Source organism: Streptomyces sp. NBC_01116 (assembly GCF_041435495.1).
GTDB lineage: Bacteria > Actinomycetota > Actinomycetes > Streptomycetales > Streptomycetaceae > Streptomyces.
The window spans coordinates 3,083,973-3,110,844 of record NZ_CP108644.1 but is presented as its reverse complement, the minus strand read 5'-3'; the positions used below and the strand labels follow the sequence as shown (position 1 = coordinate 3,110,844).

The 26,872-nt window shown below is 74.5% G+C and carries 13 protein-coding genes; 7 read left to right on the top strand and 6 right to left on the bottom strand.

What is annotated here, in order from left to right:
* Positions 1 to 68: 68 nt before the first annotated feature.
* Positions 69 to 3,704, bottom strand: a complete 3,636-nt coding sequence (locus tag OG245_RS13515; RefSeq protein WP_371623763.1) for a CDP-glycerol glycerophosphotransferase family protein — start codon at positions 3,702 to 3,704, stop codon at positions 69 to 71.
* Positions 3,705 to 3,805: 101 nt separating this feature from the next.
* Here OG245_RS13515 and OG245_RS13510 point away from each other — a divergent pair, with 101 nt between their 5' ends.
* The 6 genes from OG245_RS13510 to OG245_RS13485 all read left to right on the top strand — a co-directional run bounded on the left by OG245_RS13510 (position 3,806) and on the right by OG245_RS13485 (position 14,516).
* The gene (locus tag OG245_RS13510; RefSeq protein ID WP_371623762.1) at positions 3,806 to 4,978 is read left to right on the top strand and encodes a CDP-glycerol glycerophosphotransferase family protein; all 1,173 of its coding nucleotides are present in this window, start codon (positions 3,806 to 3,808) and stop codon (positions 4,976 to 4,978) included.
* A gap of 135 nt (positions 4,979 to 5,113) precedes the next feature.
* Complete coding sequence (locus OG245_RS13505) at positions 5,114 to 5,926, top strand: methyltransferase domain-containing protein (RefSeq protein ID WP_371623761.1); 813 nt, start codon at positions 5,114 to 5,116, stop codon at positions 5,924 to 5,926.
* Between the two features lie 11 nt (positions 5,927 to 5,937).
* Positions 5,938 to 6,804 (top strand): TylF/MycF/NovP-related O-methyltransferase, encoded by an 867-nt coding sequence (locus OG245_RS13500; RefSeq protein ID WP_371623760.1) that lies wholly within the window; start codon positions 5,938 to 5,940, stop codon positions 6,802 to 6,804.
* Between the two features lie 250 nt (positions 6,805 to 7,054).
* Positions 7,055 to 10,498 (top strand): CDP-glycerol glycerophosphotransferase family protein, encoded by a 3,444-nt coding sequence (locus tag OG245_RS13495; protein ID WP_371623759.1) that lies wholly within the window; start codon positions 7,055 to 7,057, stop codon positions 10,496 to 10,498.
* Positions 10,495 to 13,377: a CDP-glycerol glycerophosphotransferase family protein gene (locus OG245_RS13490; RefSeq protein WP_371623758.1), complete on the top strand. Its 2,883-nt coding sequence runs from the start codon at positions 10,495 to 10,497 to the stop codon at positions 13,375 to 13,377. Before OG245_RS13495 ends, OG245_RS13490 begins: the two co-directional genes overlap by 4 nt.
* On the top strand, positions 13,374 to 14,516 hold the full coding sequence (locus OG245_RS13485; RefSeq protein WP_371623757.1) for a glycosyltransferase: 1,143 nt from the start codon (positions 13,374 to 13,376) through the stop codon (positions 14,514 to 14,516). Before OG245_RS13490 ends, OG245_RS13485 begins: the two co-directional genes overlap by 4 nt.
* Positions 14,517 to 14,574: 58 nt before the next feature.
* Here the strand turns inward: OG245_RS13485 and OG245_RS13480 are convergent, their stop codons facing one another.
* From OG245_RS13480 to OG245_RS13460, 5 genes are all read right to left on the bottom strand, one after another.
* Complete coding sequence (locus OG245_RS13480; RefSeq protein WP_371623756.1) at positions 14,575 to 16,803, bottom strand: CDP-glycerol glycerophosphotransferase family protein; 2,229 nt, start codon at positions 16,801 to 16,803, stop codon at positions 14,575 to 14,577.
* A gap of 205 nt (positions 16,804 to 17,008) precedes the next feature.
* Positions 17,009 to 17,890 carry a carbohydrate ABC transporter permease gene (locus tag OG245_RS13475; RefSeq protein WP_371623755.1) on the bottom strand — a complete coding sequence of 294 codons (882 nt, stop codon included), beginning with the start codon at positions 17,888 to 17,890 and terminating at the stop codon, positions 17,009 to 17,011.
* Positions 17,891 to 17,990: 100 nt separating this feature from the next.
* A complete protein-coding gene (locus OG245_RS13470; protein ID WP_371623754.1) occupies positions 17,991 to 19,277 on the bottom strand; it encodes a carbohydrate ABC transporter permease in 1,287 nt (428 codons plus the stop codon).
* A gap of 106 nt (positions 19,278 to 19,383) precedes the next feature.
* The gene (locus OG245_RS13465; RefSeq protein ID WP_371623753.1) at positions 19,384 to 20,757 is read right to left on the bottom strand and encodes an ABC transporter substrate-binding protein; all 1,374 of its coding nucleotides are present in this window, start codon (positions 20,755 to 20,757) and stop codon (positions 19,384 to 19,386) included.
* Between the two features lie 312 nt (positions 20,758 to 21,069).
* A complete protein-coding gene (locus OG245_RS13460) occupies positions 21,070 to 24,678 on the bottom strand; it encodes an FHA domain-containing protein (RefSeq protein WP_371623752.1) in 3,609 nt (1,202 codons plus the stop codon).
* A 492-nt stretch (positions 24,679 to 25,170) separates the two neighbouring features.
* On the opposite strand from OG245_RS13460, the gene OG245_RS13455 reads away from it, so the two are divergent.
* Positions 25,171 to 26,856: a serine/threonine-protein kinase gene (locus OG245_RS13455; protein WP_371623751.1), complete on the top strand. Its 1,686-nt coding sequence runs from the start codon at positions 25,171 to 25,173 to the stop codon at positions 26,854 to 26,856.
* Positions 26,857 to 26,872 lie beyond the last annotated feature (16 nt).

The following is a 26,872-nucleotide window of genomic DNA, read 5'->3' as shown; positions in this document are numbered from 1 at the left end:
GTGCGGCGGGCCCGCTCTCCCCGCCGCCACCCGTCCGAGGGATTCCGGGCCCCGGATTCCCGGATTCCTCAGGGCGTCTCCGCCAGCAGCCGGTCCGCGACCCGGGCCGCCGCGCCGCCGTCGTCCAGATCGCAGTAGTCGCGGCGGAAGCTCTCGTACGCGTCGGCGTGCCGGGCCGTCAGCGACCCGGTGTCGCGCAGCGCCTGCGCCACCTCGTCCGTCGTGACCAGCAGCGGCCCCGGCGCCCGGGTCTCGAAGTCCAGGCAGAAGCCGCGCACGGTGTCGCGGTAGTGCTCCAGGTCGTACGTGTGGAAGAGCATCGGGCGGCCCGTCAGCGCGAAGTCGAACATCAGCCCCGCGTAGTCCGTCACCAGGACGTCGGCGATCAGGAGCAGCCCCGCGGCCCCCGGGTGGTGCGAGACGTCGAGCACGCCGGGCCCGGCCGGGACGCTGCCCGTGACCCGGGGGTGGCGGCGCACCAGCACCGTGTGGCCGGGGCCGAGGGCCCGGGCCAGGGCTCCCGGGTCGAGTGCCGGGTCCCAGCGGTACGGGCCGGGGGCCGTGCGGTCGGCGGACGCCGCCGGGGGATGGGCCAGGTGGTCGCGGTAGGTCGGGGCGTACAGCACGACGCGGTGGTCCTCCGGGACGCCCAGCGCGCGCCGGACCTCCTCGGCGGCCTTGTCCCGGTCGGGCGGGAACAGCACGTCGTTGGCGGGCGACCCGGCCTCCAGCACCTCGCCCTCGTACCCCAGCGACCGGCGCAGCCACGGGGTGGCGAAGCGGCTCGGGGAGACCAGCACCGACCACTGGGCCGACCGCCGCGGCAGGGTGGCGAGGTACTGGTGGTCGGCGTAGAGGGTGTCCGTCAGGCTGCCGCCGAACCGGCCGAGCGGGGTCCCGTGCCAGGTCTGGACGACCGTCTGGCCCGGCCGCCGCTCGAACCACCCGGGCAGCTGCTCGTCCGTGACGATCCGGCGGGACCGGGCCAGCGCCTCGTACCAGGCGGCGCTGTGCACGGGGACGGCCCGCGCGGCGGGCGGGACGTGGGTGGTGCGGCCGGGGGCGGTACCGGTGACCCACAGGTGCTCGGTCTCCGTGCCCCGGCGCACGAGCTCGGCGTGTACGGCGCGCGGGGAGTCGCCGCCCGCGTAGAGCACGGTGTCGCGGAGCGGGAGGCGCGTGCGCCCGTCGCGGTAGTGCGCGGCGCGCAGGAGTCGCCTGCCGTACGCGCTCCGCCCGGCGGCCTCCGCCTGCGACTCCGGCCCCGCGACGACGGACAGCCGGTCGCCGTGCCGCCGCTCCGGACGCAGGGCGCTGTCGGCTCCGCCGCCGCGGGGGAGCCGCGCGGCGGCGGAGCCGAGGACGCGTACGGGGCGGCCGTCCAGGCGGATCTCCCAGCGGCCTTCCGGGAGCGGCGGGGCGATCAGCGCGGAGAAGCGGTGCGGCGGCGCGGGGGCGGGGGGCCGGTGTGCGCTCCCGCCCGAGCCCACGCCCGTGCTCGAAGCCCCGTTCACGGCGGCCTTCGCGGTGGTCCCCGTACCGCCTTCCGCGATGTTCCCGGTACCGGCTTCCACGAAGTCGACCGCGACCGGAACCGTCTCGTGCAGCGTCTCGTGGCGCAGGACGAGTCGGTCCCCGGACGCGGCCGTCGCCCCCGGAGCGGGCGGACCGTACGTCCCCGAGACGCGCAGGGCTCCCTCCGGCGTGTGCTCCACCCGGTCCGCGTACGGCGGCCCCGACAGGTCCAGCACCAGGTTGCCCGCCGGGTCCGCGCACGCGGGCGGCGGCAGGTCCGGGGCGGCGGGCAGCGGGACGCGGGCGCCGTCGGCGAGCAGCAGCCGGACCCGCCAGCGCGCCCCGCCCGCCGCCTCGACCTCGCGGGGGGCCCGGTGCGGGGAGGGCGGGGCGGCGGCGAGACCGGCGAGCGGCACCCGCACCGTGAACCCGACCCCGTCCGGCCCGCGCCCCCCGTCGCCGGCGGTCTCCGCGTACTCCACCGGACAGGAGCGCTCCTCGCTCCCCGCGCGCTCCTCGCTCCCCTCTTCGCTCTCGCGTGTCAGCACCAGCGCCGTCGGTCTGCTCCCGCTCCCGCCGAGGAGCCGGCCCGTGAGTTCCAGCGGGGCCCCCTGCGCCCCGGCGGTCCGGTGCCCCTCGGCCCGTGCCCGCAGGCGCGTCACGGTCAGCCGGAGCCGGCCGCCCCGGTAGTCGAGCACCGCCCGCCGCCCGTCGCCCAGGTCGTGGACGAGCGGCTGGTCCGCGCCCGCGTCCGGGGCGCGCACCGCCACCCGGCGTACCGTCCCGGGGACGGCGAGGACCAGGCCGACGAGCCAGCCGCGGCCGTCCGCCGTCGCGGGCAGCCGGTCCGGGTCCAGGACCATCTCGAAGCCCGCGTGGTCGTAGCCGTGCAGCTCCTGGCCGGAGTTCACCGTCGCCTCGGGCGCGGACACGGACCGCACCGGCACCGGTCGCACCTGATGTCCGCGCTCCGCCCGGACCATCCCCACCGTGAGCCGCTGCCGGGCGGAGGCGGCGGGCAGGTTGCGCAGATACGCGTACCCGCGCAGCCGCAGCCTCCCGTCCGCGCCCCAGCGCGCCTCCAGCAACCGCGCCACGGCGGGGATGTCCGTGCGCGCGAGCCGGGCGCTCGCGCCGCGCACGCCGGGGTAGACCGCCCGCCGCCGCCCCGGCAGTCCCTCGACCGCGAACGTGCCCGCCCCGTTGGCCCGTTCGAAGGCGAGGACTTCCAGCAGGTCGTCCAGACGCCGCTCCCGCACCAGCGACCACTTGACGCGCAGCTCCACCGGCAGTCCCTCCAGCGCCCCGGGCCCCGCCCGGTCGACGAAGGCCCCGGCGCCTTCCAGGAACGCCGTCCGGTAGGCCTCGCCGCCCAACGGCAGGCCGTCCAGGAAGTACCCGAAGTCGTCCCGCAGGCAGGACGCGTCGTACGCCCGCCGCTGTCCCGCGTCCCGGCCCCCCAGGAACGCGCTGACCTGCTCGCACGCGGCGATCCGGTCCCGTACGCCCGTGACGTCCGTACGCCGCCGGGTGATCGAGCCCTCCCGCACCCGCCAGTGGTAGACGTGCTCGTGCAGGACGTCGACGGACCCGGCGAGATGGTGCGCGGGGATCATCACCGGGGTGTCCTCGTACAGCTTGCCCACGGGGAAGGCGAAGCCGTGCGCGTCCCAGAAGGAGCGCCGGAACACCTTGTTCCACGCCACCCGGTCCGCCAGCAGGCGCGGGTCCCGGGTGATGTGGGTGCGGGTGCGGGTGGCCGTCAGCCAGCGGTACTGCCACGCCTGCTGCCGCCCCTGCGCGGTCAGCCGCCACACGTTTCCGGTCGCCAGATCGGAGCCGGTCGACTCCAGCGAGGCCGTCATCCGCTCGTACGCGTCGTGCACGACGATGTCGTCGCTGTCGGCGAACGCCAGGTAGGGGACGGTGGAGGTGGTGTGCCGGACGCCGGTGTTGCGGGCGGCGCTCAGGCCCGCGTTCCGCTGCCGCACCAGCCGGAAGCGGCTGTCCCGGGCGGCGAACTCCGCCGCGATCCGGGCGCTGCCGTCCGTCGAACCGTCGTCGACCATGACCACCTCGATCGCTTCGAGGGTCTGGTCCGCCACCGACCGCAGGCAGTCATCGAGGTAGGCCTCGACGTTGTGGACGGGGACGACGACGCTGAGGAGCGGTGGCAGCGGTGGCTTCATGTCCTGGTCAACAGGGGGCGGGTCCCGGGGTCACCGGCGCTGACCCGAACGGGTGAACGCGGCTCCTCGGCCGTCCCGGTCCGCGATTACGCTCGGCTGCCATGCCCACCCGAGCTTCCGTGAAGCGGTTCGTGCGTCGCCAGGCCATGCGGGCCGCCTACCGCACCGACCTGCACCGCCCGCTCGACCCGGACCTCGCCGTCTACGGGGCCTACTGGAACCGGGGCGTCGCCTGCAATCCCGCCGCGATCCACGCCAAGGCCCGTGAGCTGGCCCCGCGGGTCAAGGGCGTGTGGGTCGTCTCGTCCCGGCACCGCGACCGGATGGAGCCGGGCGTGCCGTACGTCATCGAGGGCTCGCGCCCCTACTGGCGGGCCATGGCCACCGCCACCTACCTGGTCAACAACTCCAGTTTTCCCGGCGGCTTCACCAAACGGCCCGGTCAGCGCTATCTCCAGACCCACCACGGGACTCCGCTCAAGACCATGGGGCTGGACCAGCGCGCGTACCCCGCCCTCGCCCGGAAGACCGACTTCGCCAAGATCCTCGCCCATGTCGGCCAGTGGGACTTCAGCCTCTCCGCCAACCCGCACAGCACCGAGGTCTGGGACCGCGTCTACCCGGGCGGGTACGAACGGCTGGAGACCGGCTACCCCCGCAACGACGCCTACTCCACCGCCACCGCCGAGGAGATCGCGAGCATCCGCGCCGGACTGGGCATCGCCCGGGGGCAGACCGTCCTGCTCCACGCACCGACCCACCGCGACTACCGCGACGGCTTCGTGCCCGATCTCGACCCCGAGCGGTTGGCCCGCGAACTGGGTCCGCAGTACGTCCTGTTGGTGCGGGCCCACTACTTCTACGGGCGGTCCGCCGGGCTCGGCCGGACAGGGGCGGCGCGGGTCGTCGACGTCACCGGGCATCCCCGGGTCGAGGAACTGTGCCTGGCCGCCGACGCGTTGATCGCCGACTACTCCTCCCTGGTCTTCGACTACGCCTGCCTGGACCGCCCGATCGTCGTCCACGCCCCCGACTGGGCCGCCTACCGGGCCGCACGCGGGACCTACTTCGACCTGCTCTCCGGGCGGCCCGGCGACACCCCCGGCATCGTCACCACCACCCCCGACCGGCTGGCCGACGTGTTCCGGACGGGGGAGTGGCGGTCACCGGAGGCGGCCGCGCTGCGCGCCGCGTTCCGGGAGCGGTTCTGCCCGTACGACGACGGGCGCGCGGCGGAACGCGTCGTCCGGCGGTTCTTCGCCCCGTCCCTGTGACGGGCCCCGCCCCTCCGGCCGGTCGCGCGTCCCGCCACCCGAATGGCTCACGGCGGACCCTCCGTGCCGATTCCTCCGCGCCGCGCGGTCGTTGAGCCCAACAGCCCGCTCACCCCGCCATGTTGGGAGACGTCCATGCACCGGTCCGCCTACGAGCAGATGGAACTCTGCATCAGGGAGTATCTGCCCGTCGAAGGGCCCGGCAAAGGGGCAGCCGAAGGGCCCGGCGGGAGGTCTCGCGGAAGGGCCGCGTCCGGCGCGGGCACCGGCGCCTACCGCGTCGTCGACCTCGGATCGCGTATCTCCGGCAAGCAGACCCGCACCCACCGGGCGCTGCTCGCCGACCACCCTGTCGACTACTTCGGGGTCGACGTGCAGGACGGCCCCAACGTCGACGCCGTGATGAAGAAGCCGTACCGCATCCCCGCCCGCTCCAACAGCGCCGATGTGGTGCTGTCCGGGCAGGCGTTCGAGCACATCCCGTTCTTCTGGGCGTCGATGCTGGAGATCGCCCGGATCCTGAAGCCGGGCGGACACGCGTTCATCACCGCACCCTCGCGCGGCCACGTCCACGACGCGCAGGACTGCTGGCGCTACTACCCCGACGGGTTCCGCGCGCTCGCCGCCCACTCGCGGCTCGAACTGCGCGAGGCCTACACCGACTTCCCGCCGCGCAAGGGCATCTGGCACGACTACCGCGCCATCGACGGGAAGGCCGCCTACTGGGGCGACTCCGTCGGCGTCTTCCGCAAGCCGGCCCGCTACCCGCGCCTCACCATGTTCGCCGTACGGGAGCTGGCGGTGTGGTGGGCGAACCGGGTCGGCGGCGTGGACGGCGTCCCGCTGCCCCGGCCGCTGGACGGCCGTGAGGCGTGCGGCCGCCCGGGGACCGTGCCCGCGCAGGAGCCCTCACTCGAACAGGACCCGCCCCGATCAATGGCAGGTTGACGAAAGATGACATGCGGCGCAAACCGCGCGTACTGTCCCGGGGCATGGCTTGGCGCAACGCCGTCAACGGCGTCCTTCAGCAGCTCACCGGATACCAGCTCAGGCGCGTCACGGTGCCCGCCGCCCGCACCGCCCCCGCACCGGATCCGGCCGCCGCACCCGCCCCCGTAGCGGCTCCGAAGCCCCGGGAGAAGCCCGCGCTCGCGTTCCCGGCGGACTACGACGACGAGGCGAAGGAGATCATCCGCGCGGTCAAGCCGTACTCCATGACCTCGCCGGAGCGGCTCAACGCCTTCATCCTCGCCACCCGCCACATCGCCCGCCACGAGATCCCCGGTGACATCGTCGAGTGCGGCGTCTGGCGCGGCGGTTCCATGCAGGCCTGCGCCCGGACCCTGCTCTCCGTCGGCGAGACCGAGCGCGACCTGTATCTCTTCGACACGTACGAGGGCATGACCCCGCCCACCGCCGAGGACCTGCGGCGCGACGGGCGGCCCGCCCAGGAGCTGCTGGACGCCCAGGGCAAGGACCGGCCGATCTGGGCGGTCGCCTCGCTGGAGGACGTGAAGGCGGGCTTCGACAGCGTCCCGTACCCGAAGGAGCGCGTCCACTACGTCCAGGGGCGGGTCGAGGACACCGTTCCCGCGCAGGCCCCCGAGCAGATCTCCATCCTGCGCCTGGACACCGACTGGTACGCCTCCACGAAGCACGAACTGGAGCACCTGTACTCCCGGTTGGTATCCGGCGGGGTGCTCCTCATCGACGACTACGGCTACTGGCAGGGATCGCGGCAGGCGGTCGACGAATTCCTCGACAAGACCGGTGAGCGGCTGCTGCTGCTGCGGATGGACGAGGGCCGGATCGCCGTGAAGCCCTGACGCGAGCCCCTGCGGCAGCGCCGAGCACCGAGCCCCGTGCCCTGACGGTACGGGGCTCGAACGTGCTCCCGGCACGCCCCCGGGGTGCGTGACTCCGCCCTCCGCGTCACTCGAACGGACCCCCTCGGGTGACCCGTCCTTCCGGCGCGGGTTGTACCCGATGGCCCCCGACGGGCCCCACGCCCCGAAGCTCAAGTCCCCGACGCTCATTGCCCCTGATGTCGTCCGCCCGGAAGGATCGTGCGCCGCGATGGCACCCCGTCTCACCGTCGTCGTCCCCCTCTACAACGTCGAGGAGTACCTCGGTGCCTGCCTGTCCTCGCTCGCCGAGCAGACCATGCCGGACCTGGAGGTCGTCCTCGTCGACGACGGCTCCACCGACAACGGCCCCGCCCTGGCACAGGAGTTCGCGGACCGCGATCCACGCTTCCGGCTGCTGCGGCAGGAGAACGCCGGGCTCGGCGCGGCCCGCAACGCCGGGGTGCGCGAGGCCCGTCCCGGGGCGGAGTTCCTGACGTTCGTCGACAGCGACGACGTCGTGCCGCCCGGCGCGTACGCCCGGATGCTCGCGGAACTCGACCGCTCCGGCTCCGACTTCGCCACCGGCAACGTGCTCCGGCTGCGGGCCGGCGGGGATCTCGAACAGTCCCCGATGTTCCGCAAGCCGATGGAGAAGGCCCGGCGGGCCACCCACGTCACCAGGGACTGGATCCTGCTCGGCGACCGCATCGCCTGCAACAAGGTCTTCCGCCGCGCCTTCTGGGACGAGCACGCCTTCGCCTTCCCCACCGGGGTGCTGTACGAGGACATCGCCGTCGTCCTGCCCGCCCACTTCCTGGCCCGCTCCGTCGACGTCGTCGAGGAGCCCGTCTACCACTGGCGCGACCGCGACGGCTCGATCACCACCCGGCGGGCCGTGCCCCGGGGCATCCGCGACCGGGTCACCGCCGTCACCACCGTCAGCCGCTTCCTCGCCGCCCGGCCCGGACTGGCCGAGGCCAGGCGCCGCTACGACGCCCACGCGCTCTCCGGCGACCTGTGGCTGTTCATCGAGGCGCTCGGGGGCGGCGACGCGGAGTTCCACGAGGCGTTCCTGAAGCACGCCGGCGCGTTCGCCGCCACCGTCGAGCCCGCCGTCCTCGCCGGACTGCCCCTGCACCTGCGGGTCAAGTGGCAGCTCATCCGCGAACGCCGGCTGCCCGAACTCCTCGCCCTCCTCGCCGACGAGAAGAAGGACCGGGACACCTTCCACGTCACCGGACTGCTCCGCCCCCGCGCCCACCACCCCGCCGTCCGCGACCCGCTGCCGCCCGCCACGACCGCGCTGACCTCCGCCGACCTGCCCGTCCACGCCCACCTCACCGAGGCCGTCTGGCGGGACGGGCTGCTCCACCTGACTGGCCACGCCTACGTACGGAACGCCCCGGGCGGCCCGGTCCGGCTCGGCTGGCTGCGCTCGGGGAAGCGGCTGATCCCCCTGCGGGTCCGTCCGGTCCCGGGCGACGAGGCCACCGCCCTCTCCGGCCGCTCCCTGCACCGCTACGACCGCGCCGGGTTCACCGCCGTCGTCGACCCGCGCAGACTCGCCGGGAAGGCGAGCGGCGTGCGGACGACCTGGAAGCTGGAGGCCGTCGTCGTCGGCGCGGGCCGGCCCCGCCGGGGCCCCATGCGGCTCGTCGGCACCCCGGCCCCGCCCGCCGTGACGTACACCGACGAGCGGACCCGTATCGTCCCCGTCCTCTCCGGCAACAAGCTGGAGCTGCGCACCGAGCGCGTCGCGGCCGTCCTGACCGGGCAGTCGGCGGTCGAGGACACCGTGCGGCTGGAGGTGAAGATCCTCGGCGACGCCGGGCCGGTCGCCCTCCGGCTCACCGAATGGCGCACCAAGGAGACGCGGGAGTTCGCCCTGCGCGGCTCGCTCGGCTCCCGGGCGGCGGACATCCCGCTCAGCGCCTTCCGGGGCCAGGACGACATCTGGGGCGTCCAACTCGTGGGCGAGGGTGCGCCGTTGACCGTGGCCGCCCGGGCCGCCGGCCCGGACGGACGCTACGCACTGCCCGACGGCCGTGAACTGCACACGGCCCCCAACCCCTCGGGCGACCTCGTGCTCACCGACCGGCCCGTCCAGCCCGTCGTCACCTCCGCCGCCTGGGAGGAGCCGGGCGCCCTGATCCTCGAAGGCGCCTTCCCCGAGCCCACGGGCGCCTTCCGGGAACTCGTCCTGCGGCACAGCGGCCACCGGGAGGAGGTGGTCGTCGGCCTGGAGCGGGGAGACGGTGACGGCTTCCGGGCCGTGATCGCGCCCGCCGCCGTCGAGGGACCCGGCGGGGCGCTGCCCCTCGCCGAGGGACGCTGGTACCTCTTCCTGCGCGAGCCGGGGGAGCGGGACCCGGAGGCCTACCGACCGCTCCGGGCGAGCACCCCGCTGCACCCCGCCCTGCCGACCCAACGGCAGGTCGACGGCCGGGACTTCCTCCTCCAGCGACGCCACCACGACCGGCTCGTCCTGGAGTCGGTCTCCGCCCTGCCCGTGGATGAGCGGGGCGCGTACGGACAGCGGATCCAGCGCGAGCGGTACGCCGGGCTGCGCGCCGCCACGGTCGACGAGCTGCGCCCGGCCGTCCTCTACTCCAGCTTCGACGGCCGTCAGTACTCCGATTCGCCCCGCGCCGTCCACCGCGAACTCGCTTCCCGGGGCCGGGACATCGAGCACCTGTGGGTGGTGCGCGACCAGCAGGCGGCGGTGCCCGAAGGCGTCCGCCCCGTCGCCCTGCACAGTGCCGACTGGTACGACGCGCTGGCCCGCAGCCGCTGGATCGTCACCAACACCCACCTGCCCGAGTGGTTCGAGCGTGCCGAGGGCCAGACCGTCGTCCAGACCTGGCACGGCACCCCGCTCAAACGCATCGGCCGCGACCTCGCGGGCGCCCCGCACGCCGACGCCGCCTACATGGCGTCCATGGAACACCGCTCCGCCCAGTGGAGCGTGCTCGTCTCCCCGAACAGCTTCTCCACCCCCGTGCTGCGCCGCGCCTTCGGCTACTCGGGCGAGGTCCTGGAGTGCGGCTACCCGCGCAACGACCTGCTCCACGCCCCCGACCGGGACGGGACCGCCGCCGCCGTACGCGAACGGCTCGCGCTCCCCGAGGGGCGGCGCGTAATCCTGTACGCCCCCACCTGGCGCGAGGACCGCCCGCGGCAGGGCGGGCGCCACGGGTTCGACCTCCGACTCGACCTGGAGCGGGCCCGGGAGAGCCTCGGTGAGGACCACGTCCTGCTGGTGCGCCGCCACTACCTCGTCGGCGGCAGCGTCCCCGACACCGCCTTCGTCCGGGACGTCTCCCGCCACCCGGACGTCGCCGACCTGCTGCTGATCAGCGACGTCCTGGTCACCGACTACTCCTCGATCATGTTCGACTTCGCGCAGACCGGCCGCCCGATGCTCTTCCACACCCACGACCTGGCCCACTACCGGGACACCCTGCGCGGATTCTGCTTCGACTTCGAGCAGCGCGCCCCCGGACCCCTCGTCCCCGACTCCGCCGGGATCGTGGCGGCACTGCGCGACCCGGAGACCGCCACCGCCGGGCACCGGGAGGCGTACGAGCGGTTCCGGGAGACGTTCTGCGACCTCGACGACGGGACCGCCGCCGCCGCGGTCGTCGACCGGATGCTCAAGGGGGAGCAGGCATGAGCGACTTCAGCTGTGTGATCACCGGCAGCGGGGACGGCGAGGGACCCGGAGGCGCCGACGCCCTGCGCGCCTCCGTGGAGTCCGTCCTCGGCCAGTCGCTGCGCGGGGCCGAGGCCGTCGTGGTCCTCGCCTCCACCGCCGCCCCGGCCGTCCGCACCGCCGCCCGGACCCTCGCCGACCGGGCCCCCGGGCGGGTCCGCCTCCTCCACGCCGACCCGGCCGTCCGCACCACCGGAGCCCTCCGCAACGCGGGCCTGGACGCGGCGGACGGCCGGTACGTCCTGGTCCTCGCCACCGGCGAACGCCTCCAGAAGCACGCCTGCCGCAACCTCTGGCAGGCGGGCGAGCGAAGCCGCGCCGACCTGATCGCCGGCCGCTGGAGCCGGACCGCGGACGAGGGCGGCAAGGAACGGGAGCCGTCCTGGCAGGGCGGGCTGTACGCCCGCTCCCGCACCCTCGCCCGCTTCACCGACGCCCCCGAACTCGTCGTCAGGGACGCCCTCGTGACCGGATTCTGCCTGCGCCGCGAGGCCGCCAGACGGCACGGGCTCCGGTACGAGGAGGACCTGACGCACGGCGAGATCCTCTTCGGCCCGCTCGCCGCCGCCGCGGTCGGCCGGATCGCCCTGGTCCGCCGGCTGATCGTGACCGGCCGGGCCGTTCCCGACCGGGCCCGCGACCTCGCCGCCCTCGTCGAGGCCCATCGCCGGGTCGCCAACACCCTCCTCGCGCAAGGGCTGTCCGAGCTGCGCGAGGAACGGGAGACGGCGTTCGCCCGCGACCACCTGGTGCCGCTCGCCCGGTCCTTCCCCCGCCTGCCCGCCGCCCGCCGCGCCCGGGTCGCCGCGGCCGCCGTCCGTGCGCTGACCGGCCCCTTCCGGGACGGCCTGCCGGGCCTGCCGCCGCTGGAGCGGGTCGCCGTGAGCCTGCTGGCCCGGGGCGACGCCGAAGGGCTCCTCGCGGCGGCGTACGCGCTGAGCCGGCCCGCCACCGTGTGCGCGCCGCTGACGACGGGCGCCGACGGCCGGGTGTTCTGGGGCGACGAGGCGCCGGAGGGGCCCGGTGCCGAGGTCACCGAACTCGGCCACCAGTACCGCACGTTCGGCGACGCGCGGCTGATGAACCGGCTCACCCGCGCCACCGCCGAGCGGGGCCGCCTGCTGCTGGAAGGCCGCCTCGTGCTGCCCGGCCACGGCGGCCCGGCCCCCGATGCCCCTCTCACCGCGACCCTGGAGTTCCGGGCCCGGGGCGGGGCGCGCGCCGTCGCGTTCCCGGTCGACGAGGTCCGGCACGACGGCAACGGGATCACGTGGCGCGCGCGGGCCGACGTCGCGCGCCGCCTGCGCCCCGTCGGCGCCCGGGACACGGCGTGGGACGCGCGGCTGACGGTGACCGCGGGGGGACCCGACGGGCCCCGGTCCGTCAGCGACCTGTTCGCCCCGCAGGACCAGGTGGACGAGGCCCTGCGGTTCGCCGCCCGGCCCCGGCTCGGGCGGCTCGCCGGGGACACCTGGGAGCCCTACATCACGCTCAAGGACCACTTCGCGCTCCGGCTGACCGCCCGCCGCCGCCCGGCCCGCACCGCCCACCGCCTGGTCCGCTACGCCACCCGCTTCCGGCCCGCCCGCAAGGCGAAGCTCCTCGCCCGGTCCCTGCGGGGGCGCCTGGACCGCTACCGCTCCCGGGGCTTCAAGGCCCCCGTCTACAACACCTGGCTCACCCGGCTCCCCGTGCGCCGGGGCTCCGTCGTCCTCGAAAGCCACATGGGCACCAACTACGGCGACAGCCCGCGCGCCCTGTACGAGGAGATCCGCCGCCAGGGCCTGAAACTCCACGCCACCTGGTCCTACGACCCCTCACCGGCCGGCTTCCCGGCCGACGCCCGCCTCGTACGCCGGTGGTCCTGGCGCTATCTGTGGGCGCTGGCCCGCGCCGAGTACTGGGTCGACAACCAGGGCTTCCCGCAGCAGCTGCACAAGCCCCGGCACACCACGTACCTCCAGACCTGGCACGGCTCCGCGTACAAACGGATGGGCTTCGACGAGACCCGCGTACGGCTCCAGAACGCCCCCCTGCGCGAACGTCTCCAGCGGGCCGTGGACCGCTTCGACCACTTCCTCGTCCGTTCCGAGCACGACGTGAACACCCTCGCCCGCGCCTACCGGCTGCCCGAGGAACGGCTCCTGCGCACCGGCTACCCGCGCAACGACGCCCTGATCGCCGAGCGCGACCGGGCCGAGACCGAGGGACGGCTGCCGCGCCCGCCGCTCGCCGGGGCGCTCGGCCTGGACGACCACAAGAAGACCGTGCTGTACGCCCCCACGTTCCGGGGCGGCCCCGGAAAGCAGCGCAGGACCCGACTCCTCCTGGACGTGCGGGAGTTCGCGGAGCGCTTCGGCGACACCCACACCCTGCTCGTACGCGCCCACTACCTGGAGTCCGCCCGGCTGCCGGTCTGTCCGCCCGGGACCGTCGTCGACGTCTCGCGCCACCACGACGTCAGCGAACTCCTCGCCCTCACCGATGTGCTGATCACCGACTACTCCTCCATCATGTTCGACTTCGCCCTCCTCGACCGGCCCGTCGTGCTGTTCGCTCCCGACCTGGAGGCGTACGCGGCCGAGCGCGGCAGCTACTTCGACCTGCGGGAGGAGGCCCCGGGGCCGGTGGCCGGAACGCAGGAGGAACTGTTCGCGGCCCTCGCGGAACTGAAGAGGTCCGACACCGGTTACGCCGACCGACGCCGGGCGTTCACCCGGCGGTTCGGGGCCTACGACCGGGGCGACGCCGCCCGCCGGACCGTCGCCGCCGTCTTCGCCCCCGGATCCTCCCGGGGCGCCCGCCACACCATCGACCACGACCGGGGGGCCGGCCGATGAGCCGCGACATCTTCATCGTCTCCAACAGCACCGACGAACTCGGCGGCGTCACCGCCTGGATGCACCAGACCGCCCGCCTCTTCGCCGCCCAGGGGCACCGGGTCCACACCATCGGCATCCACGCCTCCGACCTCACGATGGCGCTGCCCGCGGAGCCCGCCCACCCCGTCACCGCCCTCTATCCCGCCCACCCCCCGACCCCCTGGACGCCCCACGGCGTCCGTGACCGCTTCCGCCTCCCGACCCGGCGCAGGGAGGCGGCCCGGGTCGCCGCCAAGAAGCGGGCGGTCGCCCGGCTCTCGGAGACCTTCGCGACCGCCCGCCCCGGCGCGGTCGTCATCGTCACCCAGGTCTGGGCGATGGAATGGGTCGGGGAGGCCGACACCAGCGGGCTGCGGGTCATCGGCATGAGCCACGAGTCCTACGGCTACTCCCGCGCGAGCCACCGCTACCGCTGGATCAAGAACCACTACAAGGACCTCGACCACTGGCTCGTCCTCACTGAGGAGGACGCCGACCAGTGGGCCGGGGACGGCATGAACAACGTCGGCTTCCTGCCGAACGCCCTCTCCCGCCTCCCCGCCGTGCCCTCCCCGCGCACCGCGAGGACCGTCGCCAGCATCGGCCGGCTCAGCGACCAGAAGGGCATCGACCTGCTGCTGGACGCCTGGGCCCTGGTCGCCCCCGCCCGCCCCGACTGGCGGCTGCGCGTCTACGGGGCCGGCGAGGACGAGGCCGCGCTGAAGGCGCGGTGCACCGGCCTCGGCCTCGACGGATCCGTGGAGTGGATGGGCCGCACCGACGACGTCGAGCGGGCCCTCGCCGGGGCCTCCGTCTTCGTCCAGTCCTCCCGGGGCGAGGGCTTCCCGCTGGCCCTGCTGGAGGCGATGGCGAGCGGTGTGCCCTGCGCCGCCTTCGACTGCGCGCCCGGGGTGCGGGAGATCGTCCGCGACGGCGAGGACGGGCTCCTGGCCCCCGCCGGGGACGTCGCCGCCCTCGCCGACCGGCTGCTGCGGCTCACCGGCAACCCCCGGCTGCGCGACGCGATGGGCGCGCGGGCCCGGTCCGGCGTCCAGCGGTTCTCCGAGCCGGAGACGCTGCGCCGCTGGGAGGAGCTGTTCGCGTTCCTGGAGCGCTGAGCAGGCCCGGAGCAGGCCCGGAGCGCACCCGGAGGACGCGTCGGGCGACGGGCCGGGGTCAGCCCTTGACGCCCGCTCCGGCCCCGTCCTGCGCCGGAAGGGCCGCGGGCGTCCGGCGCGCGGCGGACGGCACCGGCAGCGGCAGCCCGTCCGTCTCCCCGAGGAAGACCCGCCGCACCACCCGCTCGGCGGCGTACCCGTCGTCGTACGGACAGAACCGGGCCCGGAACGCGGCCCGCAACTGCGCCGAGCGGGAGCCCCGCCAGTGGTCCGTTGCGAAGATGTCGAACAGCTCGTCCTGGCCCCGGGCCACGATGCCGGGCGGGAACGCCGTGATGTCGAAGTAGGTGCCCCGGGCCGCCTCGTACGCCTCGATGTCGGCGAGGTGCAGCACCACCGGGCGGTCCAGGTTGACGTAGTCGAACATCAGCGAGGCGTAGTCCGTGATCAGCGCGTCCGAGGCGAGCGCCAGCGTCTCCACGGACCGGTGCCCGTGGACGTCGATGATCCGCGGATGCCGCGCCCGCCGACCGCCGGGGCCCGCGGGGTGCGGCGCCCGGGACAGGACCACGAACTGCGGGCCCAGCACCCGGACCAGCCGCTCCAGGTCCAGGGCGGGCCGCTGGACCCGCCGGTAGTCGCGGTGCGTCGGGGCGTACAGCAGGGCCGTGCTGCCCGCCGGGATCCCCAGCGTCTCGCGCAGCCGCGCCACGTCGGCCGGAGCGGTGCGGTGGTACACGTCGTTGCGCGGCGATCCGTACTCCAGCGTCGTGTACGCGGACGGATAGGCCCTCTCCCGTACGAGGGTGGAGTGCGGGTTCGCCGAGAGGGAGAAGTCCCAGGTGTCCACCGAGCGCAGCAGCTGCTCGAAGTCGGTGCCCCGGGCGGCGGCGGGCCGGTCCAGCAGATCGGTGCCCACGGTCCGCAGCGGTGTGCCCTCGTGCGTCTGGAGCAGGATCTGGCCCCGGCGCTTGACCAGCCCCCGGTCGAAGGCGGAGTCGTTCACCAGGTACGCCGAGCGGGCCAGTGCCGTCCAGTGGGCGAAGGTGCCGGGCGCGAGGTGCCGGGTGCCGGTCGGCACGGTGTGGGCGTCGACGGGCCGGCAGATCCAGGCCGTCCGCACCTGCGGGACCAGCTCGCGGACCTTCGCCTCGATCGCCGCCGGGCTGCCCGTGTACCCGCCCCCGCCCCGGGCGGCGAACACCGCGTCCCGGGAGCGCAGCGGCAGCCGCGACTGGATCCGGTAGTGCGCCCGCAGCGCCGCGCCCCGCACCGCCCGGCGCACGGCCGCCGACCCCCGGCGCAGCCGGCCGCCGAGGCGCTGGGCCCCCGACAGCGCCTGGTAGGTGCGCCGCGCGCCGAGCCGCAACAGGCCGTGCCGCAGCAGCGCCCGCCGGGGGACCGGGGCGCCGGGGGTGCGGTAGCGGCGGCAGGACGCGGCCGCCCGGCGGAAGAACGCGGCGCGGCTGTGGTGCGGCAGCCGGTCCTTGGAGGCGAACAGCGCCGAGAAGTGGTCCAGCATCCGGCGGAACATCACCGGCCGCCACAGGGCGAGTTCGGGGCGCGCGTCGATGAACGCGAACACCCGGTCGTACTGGTCGAAGACGTCGAAGTGCCTCTCGCTGGTGGTGGAGAGGATGTTGCCGCGCCGCCGCTGCCGGTAGGAGACGCAGACCGCGTCCAGCACCGCGATCGACCCGGCCGACATCAGCACCGGGTAGGTCCAGGGGGTGTCCTCGTAGTAGCCGGGCGGGAAGGTGAACTCCTCGGCCTCGATGAAGGCGCGGCGGTACGCCTTGTTCCAGACGACCATGAGGAGCTGCAGCAGCTCGGGGCGGTCGGTCAGCCGGAAGCGGTCGGGCCCGCCCTCGTCGAGGTGGGCGGCCAGGACGTTGCGCACGCTGCGGCCCGTCCAGTACGTGCGGGCGTAGTCGTACATCAGGACGTCGGGCCCGCCGGTCGCGTCGATCCGGTCGGCGATGGTCTGGAGTGCGTCCGGCAGCAGCGTGTCGTCGCCGTCGAGGAAGATCAGGTAGTCGCCGGACGCCCGGCCCATCCCGGCGTTGCGGGCCGGTCCCAGGCCGGTGTTGCGGGGGAGGTGGAGTGCGGTGACACGAGGGTCCCGGCGGGCGTACTCGTCGGCGATCGGCCCACAGGCGTCGGGGGAGCAGTCGTCGACCACGACGATCTCGTAGTCCTTGAAGGACTGGGCCAGCACGGAATCCAGACACGCGTGCAGATACGCCTGGACCCGGAATGCGGGCACGATGACGGAGAACCGGGGCACTACACATCCATGGGTCGATCGTTCGCGGGAACCAGGCAGAGCGCAAACGTCGGATGGAATGACAGGGTTACGCCGGACGCGGCAATCGGGGGACGGAGACGGCGAAGCGGCCCGGTTCCGGGGAACCGGGCCGCTTCGGGTTGACGTACAGCCGTACGTCTTCGACGACCTACGCCTTCGAGGGCGTACGGCCGTGTGGCGAGGGCTACTTGACGGCGCCCGCCATCACGCCGGACACGAACTGCCGCTGGAAGGCGAAGAACACCGCCAGCGGGATCACCATCGACACGAACGCGCCGGGCGCCAGTACGTCGATGTTGTTGCCGAACTGGCGGACCTGCTGCTGGAGCGCCACGGTGATCGGCGGCGACTCGGAGTCCGCGAAGATCAGCGCGACCAGCATGTCGTTCCACACCCACAGGAACTGGAAGATCCCGAGCGAGGCGATCGCCGGACCGCCCAGCGGCATGACGACGCGGGTGAACAGCCGGATCTCGCCCGCCCCGTCGAGCCGAGCGGCCTCCAGCAGCTCACGGGGGATCTCCGCGAAGAAGTTCCGCAGCAGGAAGATCGCGAACGGCAGGCCGAACGCCGTGTGGAACAGCACGACCCCGAGCGTCGTCTCGAAGATCCCGATGGTGCCGAACAGCTCGGAGACCGGGATCAGCGCGACCTGCACCGGCACCACCAGCAACCCGACGACCAGCAGGAACCACCAGTCGCGGCCGGGGAACTCCATCCACGCGAAGGCGTATCCGGCCAGTGAGCCGATGACCACCACCAGCACCGTGGAGGGCACCGTGATCATGATCGTGCTGACGAGCGAGCCGGTGATCGTCGAATTGTCCAGCAGCCGCTGGTAGTTGTCGAAGGTCATCTCCGACGGGGCGGTGAAGACCTTCCACCAGCCGGTGGCCGCGATGTCCTGCGGCCCGCGCAGCGAGGACAGCAGCAGGCCGATCGTGGGCATCAGCCAGAACAGGGCGACCAGGATCAGGAAGACCCGCATCACCCCGCCCCCGGCACGGGCGGCGATCCGGGCGCCGAGGGACCGCTTGGCCTTGATCGATGCGTCGGGTGCGCTCATCGGCGTCCCTCCTTCCGGATCCGTCGGATGTTGCTGCGTTCTCCCGGGGGGCGACCCCCGGGCCCCCGGCCGGGAGGCGGCACGGGGCGGGCGTGGCCCGTCATCGGCGTCCCTCCTTCCGGATCCGGCGGATGTTGAACAGCATCACCGGGATCACCAGCAGCAGCAGGAGCACCGCGATCGCGCTCCCGATCCCCAGGTCCGCGTCCGTGCCGAACGAGGACCTGTACAGCTGGAGCGCCAGCACGTTCGCGTCGTCCTGCGAGGAGCCCGGCGCGATGATGAACACCAGGTCGAAGACCTTCAGCACGTTGATCATCAGCGTCACCAGGACCACCGCGAGCACCGGCGCCAGCATCGGCACCGTGATGCGGCGGAACACCTGCCACTCGTTGGCGCCGTCCACCCGCGCGGCCTCCAGGAGCTCACGCGGCAGACCGGCCAGCCCCGCCGCGATCAGCACCATCGCGAAGCCGGCCCACATCCAGACGTAACTGCCGATGATCCCGGGCGTCACGAGGGACGGTCCGAGCCAGTCGACGCCGTTGTACGGTTCGCGGAAGTTGTCCGCCGGCAGGCGTAGTTGGGCCCCGTCCGCCGAAGCGGGCAGCGTGAACACCCCGTCCGCTCCGGCCGTGGCCGTGGCGACGACCTTCCCGTCCTTCACGGCCTCGACCTTCAGGCCCTTCAGGCCCAGCTCCTCCGGGTCGACGACATTCGGCTTCCCGCCGCCGCCCCGCGTGAAGTCCAGCCAGGCCGTGCCCGCGATTTCGTCCCCGGACGCCGCCGGGGCCGCCTTCGCCGGCCGCGCGTCGCCCGGCATCTTCGCCGGGGCCACGCCGACCAGCGGCACCCGCAGCGGCTGGCCCGCCCGGACCGGCTCCTTGGACAGATACGCCCCGCCGTCACCCTTCTCCAGCGGGTGCACGGGCAGCGGGCGCGCCTTCGGGAAGCCGGAGGACTGGTTGAACGTGTCGTGCACGCCCACCGCCACCGCGTTGGCCACACCCCGCTCGGGAGCCTGGTCGTACACCAGCCGGAAGATGATGCCCGCCGCCAGCATCGAGATCGCCATCGGCATGAAGACGATCAGCTTGAACGCGGTGCCCCAGCGGATCCGCTCGGTCAGCACCGCGAAGATCAGCCCGAGCGCGGTGGCGACCGTCGGGGCGAAGACCACCCAGATCGCGTTGTTCTTCACCGCCGTGACGATGGTGGCGTCGGTGAACAGCGCCGTGTAGTTGTCGAACCCGGCGAAGCCCGTGCCGGCCTGGTCGAAGAACGACCGGTAGACCGAGTACCCGATCGGATAGAGCACCAGCGCGCCGAGCAGCACCAGCGCGGGCAGCAGGAACGCCGCCGCGATGACCCTGCGGGTGCCGGTCACGCTCCGGCGGGACCTCTTCGGGTCCGGGGACGGGGACGGACGGGGATGCGTGTCGTCGGCGGGGGGCACCGAACCGGCGCCCCCCGCGGTCGCTGTCGTCACGGCGTCAGCTCTTGTACGCCTTGACCGCTTCGGACTCCAGCTGTTTCTGGGTCCCCACGATGTCCTTCGGGTTCTTCAGGAAGTCCTGGAGGATCTTCCACTCGCCCTTCCCCGGCGTTCCGCCGAACGACTGCGGGGCCTGGTCGGACATGTCGAAGCGGACGTCGTCACCGGCGTCGATCAGCGCCTGGGCCATCGTGCGCTGCACGTCGTTCGGGTACGCCTTCAGGTCCAGGCCCTTGTTCGGGGAGATGAACCCGCCCGCCTCGGCCCAGATCTTCGCCGCGTCGGAGGAGGCCAGCCAGGTCAGCAGCGCCTGCGCGCCCTTGGTGTCCTTCAGCGCCACCGCCGCGTCGCCGCCGGTCACCACGGGGGAGTCCGCGCCGACCGCCGGGAACGGGAAGACCTTGGCGTCCGTGCCGATCTTCGCCTCGGTCTGCGCGATGTTGATGGAGACGAAGTCGCCCTCGAAGACCATCGCGCCCTTGGGCTGGTCGCCCCCGGTGAACGTCTGGGTCACCGAGGCCGGGAACTCCGTCTGGAGCGCCCCGTCCGCGCCGCCCGCGATCAGCTCCGGCTTCCCCCACAGCCCGGCCAGCGTGGTCAGCGCGTCCTTGACGGACGGGTCGGTCCACGGGATCTCGTGCTTCGCCAGCTGGTCGTACTTCTCCGGCCCCGCCTGGGAGAGGTAGACGTTCTCGAACCAGTCGGTCAGGGTCCAGCCGTCCGCGCCGCCCACCGAGACCGGCGTGACGCCGGAGGCGGAGACGGTCTCCGCGGTCGTCAGGAAGTCCTTCCAGGTCTTCGGCTCGCTCGCCCCCGCGTTGTCGAACGCGGCGGCGTTGTACCAGATCAGGGACTTGTTGGCCGCCTTGAAGTACACGCCGTACTGGGTGCCGTCCACCGCGCCGAGGTCCTGCCAGACCTTCGCGTAGTTCTTGTCGAGCTGCGCCTTCGCCTCGGCGCCGACCGGCTTGGCCCACTTCTTCGCCGCCGCCTGCTGGATGGCGCCGACCTGCGGGATCATCGCCACGTCCGGCGGCTGCTTGCCCGCGATCTTGGTGCCCAGGAAGTTGATGATCGGGTCCTGCGCCGGGACGAAGGTGACGCTCGCGCCCGTACGTTTCTCGAACTCGTCCAGCACCTTGGTGAAGTTCTCCTGCTCGGGTCCGGTCCAGACCGCGGCGACGGAGATGTCCTCACCGTCCAGCTTCGGCAGGGTCACCGTGGACGCGCTGTCCGTGCCCTTGTCCGAGCCGTCGTCCGTCGTCTTCTTGCCGTCTCCGCCGTCTCCGCCGCCTCCGCAGCCGGTGAGCGCCAGAGCGCCGACCGCCGCGAACACGACTGCGGCCCTGCGTATCGAGAAGGTTGTGCGCATTCCTGCCCCGTCTCTTCTGTACGCGTCCGGCCACGTCCGCATGCCCGGACCACGTCGTCCGTGCGCACAGTCCTACGCCCGGTGCACGGGCCCCGCAATACCGCCATGGGGCCCAACGGGCTTATCGTGATCGCCTCGTGACGTCATGTCAGGGCATGTCGGAAGCCTTCCCGGGGCAGGGGTAGGAGCGCGTCGAGACGGTGGCCGGGCCAGGGGCGGGCGCGGGTCGCGCCGATGGGGCTCCAGGCCGCGACACGCACCGGTGCCGGTGGCCACGTCAGGCTGGGAAACGCACCGATGCCGAAAGCCGGGTCAGGCCGGGAACGGCACCAGCGCCGGCAGCCGCTCGGCGTTCACCGAACGGGCCGCGCGCTCCAGCGCACTGGCGAGCAGCGCCAGGTCGGTCGGCCCGTTTCCCAGCTCCCGGACCGGGCGCCGGGTCGGCGGATCGCCCATCCGCTCCCACTCCAGCGGGACGACGGTGGGCCGCAGCGTCGCCGTACGCGGGATGCGGCCGGTGACCCGGCCGCCCTGGAACGGCGTCACCCGGCCGTCCGGATGCCCCAGCCTGCCCCGGCCGGGGGCCGGCTCGTCCGGGGACGGCGGCTGCACCGGGGCGTCCAGCACGATGCGCAGCCGGGCGCCACGGGCCAGCTCGGTGTCCTCGGTGCGGTCCGGGCGCGCGGAGGTGGCGACCAGGTGCACCCCGAGCCGCCCGCCGTCCCGGGCCACGGCCTCCAGCGCCCGCACCACCGAACCGGCGGCGGGCCGGCCGGGACTGCCGAGCGCCGGGGCGACCAGCGCGTCGAAGTCGTCGGCGAGGACGACGAGGCGGGGCAGCGGGGAGGGGCCGGGGTCCCCGGACCGGGCGGCGGGGCGCAGCCGCAGGGTGCCGCTGGCCGGGGAGTCCAGATCGCCGCGCCGCTCGGCCCCGCTCGGCGGCCGCTGGCCCACGATGCGGGGCGGTGCCTGCCGCTGGGCGTGCCGCTCGTGCCAGGCGGCGAAGTCCAGGTCGCCGAGCAGCTCGGCGCGCCGCTTCAGCTCGCCGCCCAGGGCCTGCGCGAACTCCCGCATCCGGACCGGGTCGCACGCCACGAGGTGGGTGAAGACATGCGGCAGCTCCGTACAGGGGAGCAGACCTTCGCCGCGCTCCCCGTGCTCGCCGCCGGATCCGTCGACGAGCAGGATGCCGAGCCGGTCGGGCCGGGCCGCGGAGGCGAGCGAGGCGGCGACGGCCCGGAGCAGCTCGGTGCGGCCGCTGCCCGGCGGCCCCTCGATCAGCAGATGCGGCCCCTCGTCGGCGAGATCGACGCTCAGGGGGCCCCGGGGGCCCGCCCCGAGCACGAGGACCGGGCGGCCGGTGCGGGTGGCCCCGGCCGGGGGCGCGGCGGCGTCGGCCCGCTCCCCGGACCCGGCCCCGGACGCCTGCCCCGGTCCGGAACGCTGGGAGCCCGGATACGGCGTGCGCCCGGAGTCGCGGGCGTCCAGCGGCGGGTACGGCGTGCGCTCCGGGTCGGGGGCGCCCGCCGCCGGGTACGGCGTGCGGCCGGAGTCCCGGTCGGAGGAGGCGGCGGCGGTGCGCTGCGGGCCGACGCGCGGGCCCGCGCTGAGGGTGCGCCCGGAATTGGGGCTGTCCGGCTCCGAGCGGGCCGGGGCGGCGGGCCGGGGTGCCGAGGCGCCGGGCTGGGCCTCCGCCGTGGACGCCCAGCGGGCCATCAGCGAGGCCGGCGTGGCCCGGGCCAGGCCCAGCTCGTCCAGCAGGCGGGCGGACGGCGGCAGCGCCGCGGTCGTCGGGCGGCCCGCCAGCGCGGCCGAGCCCTCCTCGCGCAGGGGTGCCAGGGCCCGCCCGAACCGCTCGGCCCAGGCCGCCGACACCGCGTCCACCGCGGCCACCGTCCCGTGCCCCGCGGCCTGCCCGCCCGCCGTGCGCAACAGGCGCAGCGCCGTGGCGACGTCCCCGCTCAGCATCGCGACGGCCCCGCACTCCCGGAAGGCGATGGAGGCCCGGCAGGCCGCCTCGTACGTCGCGGCCACCGGGGAGGTGGGGGAGGAGGACGGGGTCTCGGCCAGGCAGATCAGATGGATCCCGGCCGCCGCGCCCGCCCCGGCCAGCCGCGCCGTGGTCTCGCGCAGCATCGCCGTACCGGGGTCGCCGTCCAGGACGACCACCGTGTGCGGGCCCGTGTGGGCGCGGGCCGCCTCGGCCACGGAGGCCCGGTCCAGGTGCGGCCAGCCGGGTCCGAGGGGGCCCTCGTCCAGGCGGCGCACCAGCTCGGCCGTACGGGCCTCCGCCTGCTCACGCTCGTAGGCGAGGAGCAGCCGGCAGTCCTGTCCGTGCGTCGGGCGCAGATGCGGCAGCCACCCCAGCCAGGACCACTCCCGCCGCCGCTCCTCCAGCGGCCGGGAGCGGTCGGTGCTGATGAGGACGATCTCCAGGTCGAACGGAGAGTGCAGCGCGGCGAGCTGCGCCACCGTCGCGCGGGCCAGACCCGCCAGCCGGGCGCGCGGACCGGCGAGCCCCAGCGAACCGGCCTCCCGCAGCCCCACGGTCACCGGCACGGCGGGCACCTCGGCCCGGTCGGTCGTGCCGAGCCGCACCACCAGCGCCTCCGGGTGCTCCGGGTGGCGCTCCCAGAGCCGGGGACCCGGGCCCAGCGCGGTCAGCAGCACGGCCGCCGGATCCGGCCAGGTGCCCTCGGGGGCGGTGGGCAGCGCGGAGAAGGGCGAGCCGGGGGATGCCGGGGAGGCGAGGTGCCCGGCGCCCGACGGGCCGCCGGACGGATCGGGGGAGCCGCCCGTGAAGTCGTGGGACGCCGAGCCGGAGCCGTACGTGCCCGAGCCGTGCGCGCCTGATCCGGACGTCGCTGATCCGTGGGCTGTCGGGCCGCCCGGACCGTCCGGGGCGGGGGAGGCGCCGTACGCCTCGCCACGCCGCCCGGCGCCGGTCTCCGGGCCCGGAGCCTGTTCGGCCTTCGCGCCGCCCTTGAGCCGCCTCGCCCATGCTCCTATGCCGCGTCGGGGCGTCGGGGCGTCGGCGAACTCCTCGCCGCGGGCGTGGGGGCCGTGTTTCTGATACGCGCCGGGTCCGGCCCCGGCGTGCTCCGGCCAGGAGGCCGCGTCGGGGGAGGAACCCGGGGCTCCGGAGCCGCCGTGGGGCCCGGAGGGCGCCGTGGAGGCGGAGGCGGGGGACGGGGAGGCCGGCGCGCCGTAGCCGTGGGCGTGCGCGGGAAGAGGCCCGCCGGAGCCGTGGCCCGCGGCGGGAGAGCCCGTCTCGGCGCGGGCCACCCGCAGGTGTCCCTCGCCGTCCGGGGCGGTCGGCAGCTTCGTCGGACGGGAGCCCGCCGTGAGGCGGAGGGCGGACTCGCCGAGCCGCAGCAGCGCGCCGGGGGCGAGGCGGACCGGCCGCTCGCGCACCTCGACGCCGTCCAGCGAGGTGCCGTTCGTCGAACCGAGGTCGGCGACCGAGACCCGGCCGTCGTCGGCGACCGTCACCGCGCAGTGCAGCCGGGAGACGTCCGGGTCGTCGAGCGGGACGTCCGCGTCGGCGGAGCGGCCGATCCGGATCTGCCCGCCGTGCAGCAGGTGGACGCCGCCCGCGTCGGGGCCCGCCACCACGTGGAGCTGGGCCGGAACGGGGTCGTCCGTCGCCTCGTCGTCGCCGGGGACCTGGAGCGAGAGCACCGCGCCGTCCACCAGGGGCGGTTCGCCCAGCGCGACGCGGTGACCGTCCAGCCGCTCCCGTCCGGCGAAGAGCACGACGGCCCCGCCGCCCTGGGAGCTCTCGGGCCCCGACACGGCGGCGGCCAGCTGGGAGGCGACGGCGGCCAGCGCTGTCCCGGCGGGCGCGGTGACGAGCACGTCGCAGGTGCGCGCCGAGGTCTGGCCGCTGCGCGGCGCGAGGACGGTCAGCCGGATCTGCATCGCCGTCGGCGGTCCCTTCTGCGCGGGGGTGCCCGGCAGGGGAAACGCCCTGTGATTCCCCCCACCCGGCACGGACACGTCGTCCGTACAGGTCGTCACGCACCGCGAGACTCCGACCTCGCAGATCCGTGCTGGAGGCATCCTCGCACCTGCCGCTGACAACACGCCCGGCGGTCACCTTTAAATGATCTTGAATGGTCGGCTGTGGGCGCAAAAGTGCCTGCTTGCGTCCGGATCCCGCCGCTCGGAGGGGTTTCCCGGCAGCTGCCCGCCGGATGCCGGACGGAAATCCACCCCCGTGACCGAACGTCCGACCGGTCTGTGGCCAGCCGTGCGGCAACCTTCCACGCGGCCCGCGCGTCTTCCCTCGAAACGCGGGCACCCGGTGCCCCGTTCGGCGGCACTACAGTGGGCCGGAACATTCGGGCGGGCCCGGGCGGCAAGACACCCCTGGGGGACCGCAAGCACCACGATCAGCAGGGAGCGCATGACGTGCGGCCGGTAGGCAGCAAGTACCTGCTCGAGGAGCCGCTCGGACGCGGCGCCACGGGCACCGTCTGGCGAGCCCGCCAGCGGGAGACCGCGGGCGCCGAGGCAGCCGTCGCGGGTCAGCCCGGCGAGACCGTGGCCATCAAGGTCCTCAAGGAGGAGCTGGCCAACGACGCCGATGTCGTGATGCGGTTCCTGCGGGAGCGCTCCGTCCTGCTGCGGCTCACGCACCCCAACATCGTGCGCACCCGGGACCTCGTCGTCGAGGGCGATCTCCTCGCCCTGGTGATGGATCTGATCGACGGCCCCGACCTGCACCGCTACCTCCGCGAGAACGGCCCGCTCACCCCGGTCGCCGCTTCCCTGCTCACCGCGCAGATCGCGGACGCGCTCGCCGCCAGCCACGCCGACGGCGTCGTCCACCGCGACCTCAAGCCGGCCAACGTGCTCGTCGACGAGCGCGACGGCCAGATGCACCCGATGCTCACCGACTTCGGCATCGCGCGCCTGGCCGACTCCCCGGGCCTGACCCGGACCCACGAGTTCGTCGGCACGCCCGCCTACGTGGCGCCGGAGTCCGCCGAGGGCCGCCCGCAGACCTCTGCCGTCGACATCTACGGCGCGGGCATCCTGCTGTACGAGCTGGTCACCGGCCGCCCGCCGTTCGCCGGGGGCACCGCCCTCGAAGTCCTGCACCGGCACCTCAGCGAGGAGCCCCGCCGTCCCTCCAACGTCCCGGCCCCGCTGTGGACGGTCATAGAGCGCTGCCTGAGCAAGGACCCGGACCGGCGGCCCAGCGCCGAGAACCTGGCCCGCGGTCTGCGTACGGTCGCCTCGGGCATCGGCGTCCACGCGAACTCCGCCCAGATCGCCGCCGCCGACGGGGTGGGCGCCCTGCTCGCCCCCGACCCGGCGCCCACCGCGGTCCCGGAGACCCCGGGCGCCGCCGACCCCACACAGGTGCTGCCGAGCAACGCGGGCTCCTTCGACCCCGCCGCCACCAGCGTGCTCCCGCAGTCCGGACCCGGGGGCCAGGGCGGTCCCGGCGGCCATGCCGATCCGACGTCCGTCATGCCGCCCGTGCCGCAGCGCCCCGACGGGCCGCCGCAGCCGGACGGCCCGCACCCCTGGCAGTCGCAGCTCCAGGCGGCCCGCGACCGCAACGAACAGACCCAGGTCCAGTACCTCGACCCGAGCCAGGACCCCCTGCGGCGCCGCCCGCAGCGCCAGCAGCAGCCGCCGCAGCATCAGCAGCACCAGCAGCAGTCGCCCCAGCGCCGCCAGCCGCCTCCGCAGCACCAGCAGTACCCGCCGCAGCAACAGCAACACCAGCAGCAGCATCAGCCTCAGCGCTACCAGCCGCCGCAGCAGCCCCAGCGGCAGCAGTACGCGCCTCCGCAGCCGCAACAGCCCCAGCAGCCGGCCGCGCGCCCACCGCGCGAGCCGCGTCCGCCGAGGCAGCGCGGCGCCAACCCGATGCGCATCCCCGGACTCGGCTGCCTCAAGGGCTGCCTGTTCACCGTGGTGCTCCTGATCGTCGCCGGCTGGCTCATCTGGGAGCTGACCCCGCTCCAGGAATGGGTCGCCCAGGGCAAGGGCTACTGGGAGGCGATCGGCGACGCGATCGGCACGGTCACCGGCTGGATCTCCGAGCTCGGCGAGAGCACGGGCAGCTCGGGCGGGGCCTGACCCGAAACGACCGGAC

What these genes read in the sequence shown, in the direction of transcription:
- OG245_RS13460 (WP_371623752.1), bottom strand. Translation starts at nt 24,678, where the DNA reads ATGCAGATCCGGCTGACCGTCCTCGCGCCGCGCAGCGGCCAGACCTCG.
- OG245_RS13495 (WP_371623759.1), top strand. Translation starts at nt 7,055, where the DNA reads ATGGCACCCCGTCTCACCGTCGTCGTCCCCCTCTACAACGTCGAGGAG.
- OG245_RS13510 (WP_371623762.1), top strand. Translation starts at nt 3,806, where the DNA reads ATGCCCACCCGAGCTTCCGTGAAGCGGTTCGTGCGTCGCCAGGCCATG.
- OG245_RS13485 (WP_371623757.1), top strand. Translation starts at nt 13,374, where the DNA reads ATGAGCCGCGACATCTTCATCGTCTCCAACAGCACCGACGAACTCGGC.
- OG245_RS13475 (WP_371623755.1), bottom strand. Translation starts at nt 17,890, where the DNA reads ATGAGCGCACCCGACGCATCGATCAAGGCCAAGCGGTCCCTCGGCGCC.
- OG245_RS13490 (WP_371623758.1), top strand. Translation starts at nt 10,495, where the DNA reads ATGAGCGACTTCAGCTGTGTGATCACCGGCAGCGGGGACGGCGAGGGA.
- OG245_RS13515 (WP_371623763.1), bottom strand. Translation starts at nt 3,704, where the DNA reads ATGAAGCCACCGCTGCCACCGCTCCTCAGCGTCGTCGTCCCCGTCCAC.
- OG245_RS13465 (WP_371623753.1), bottom strand. Translation starts at nt 20,757, where the DNA reads ATGCGCACAACCTTCTCGATACGCAGGGCCGCAGTCGTGTTCGCGGCG.
- OG245_RS13500 (WP_371623760.1), top strand. Translation starts at nt 5,938, where the DNA reads ATGCGGCGCAAACCGCGCGTACTGTCCCGGGGCATGGCTTGGCGCAAC.
- OG245_RS13505 (WP_371623761.1), top strand. Translation starts at nt 5,114, where the DNA reads ATGCACCGGTCCGCCTACGAGCAGATGGAACTCTGCATCAGGGAGTAT.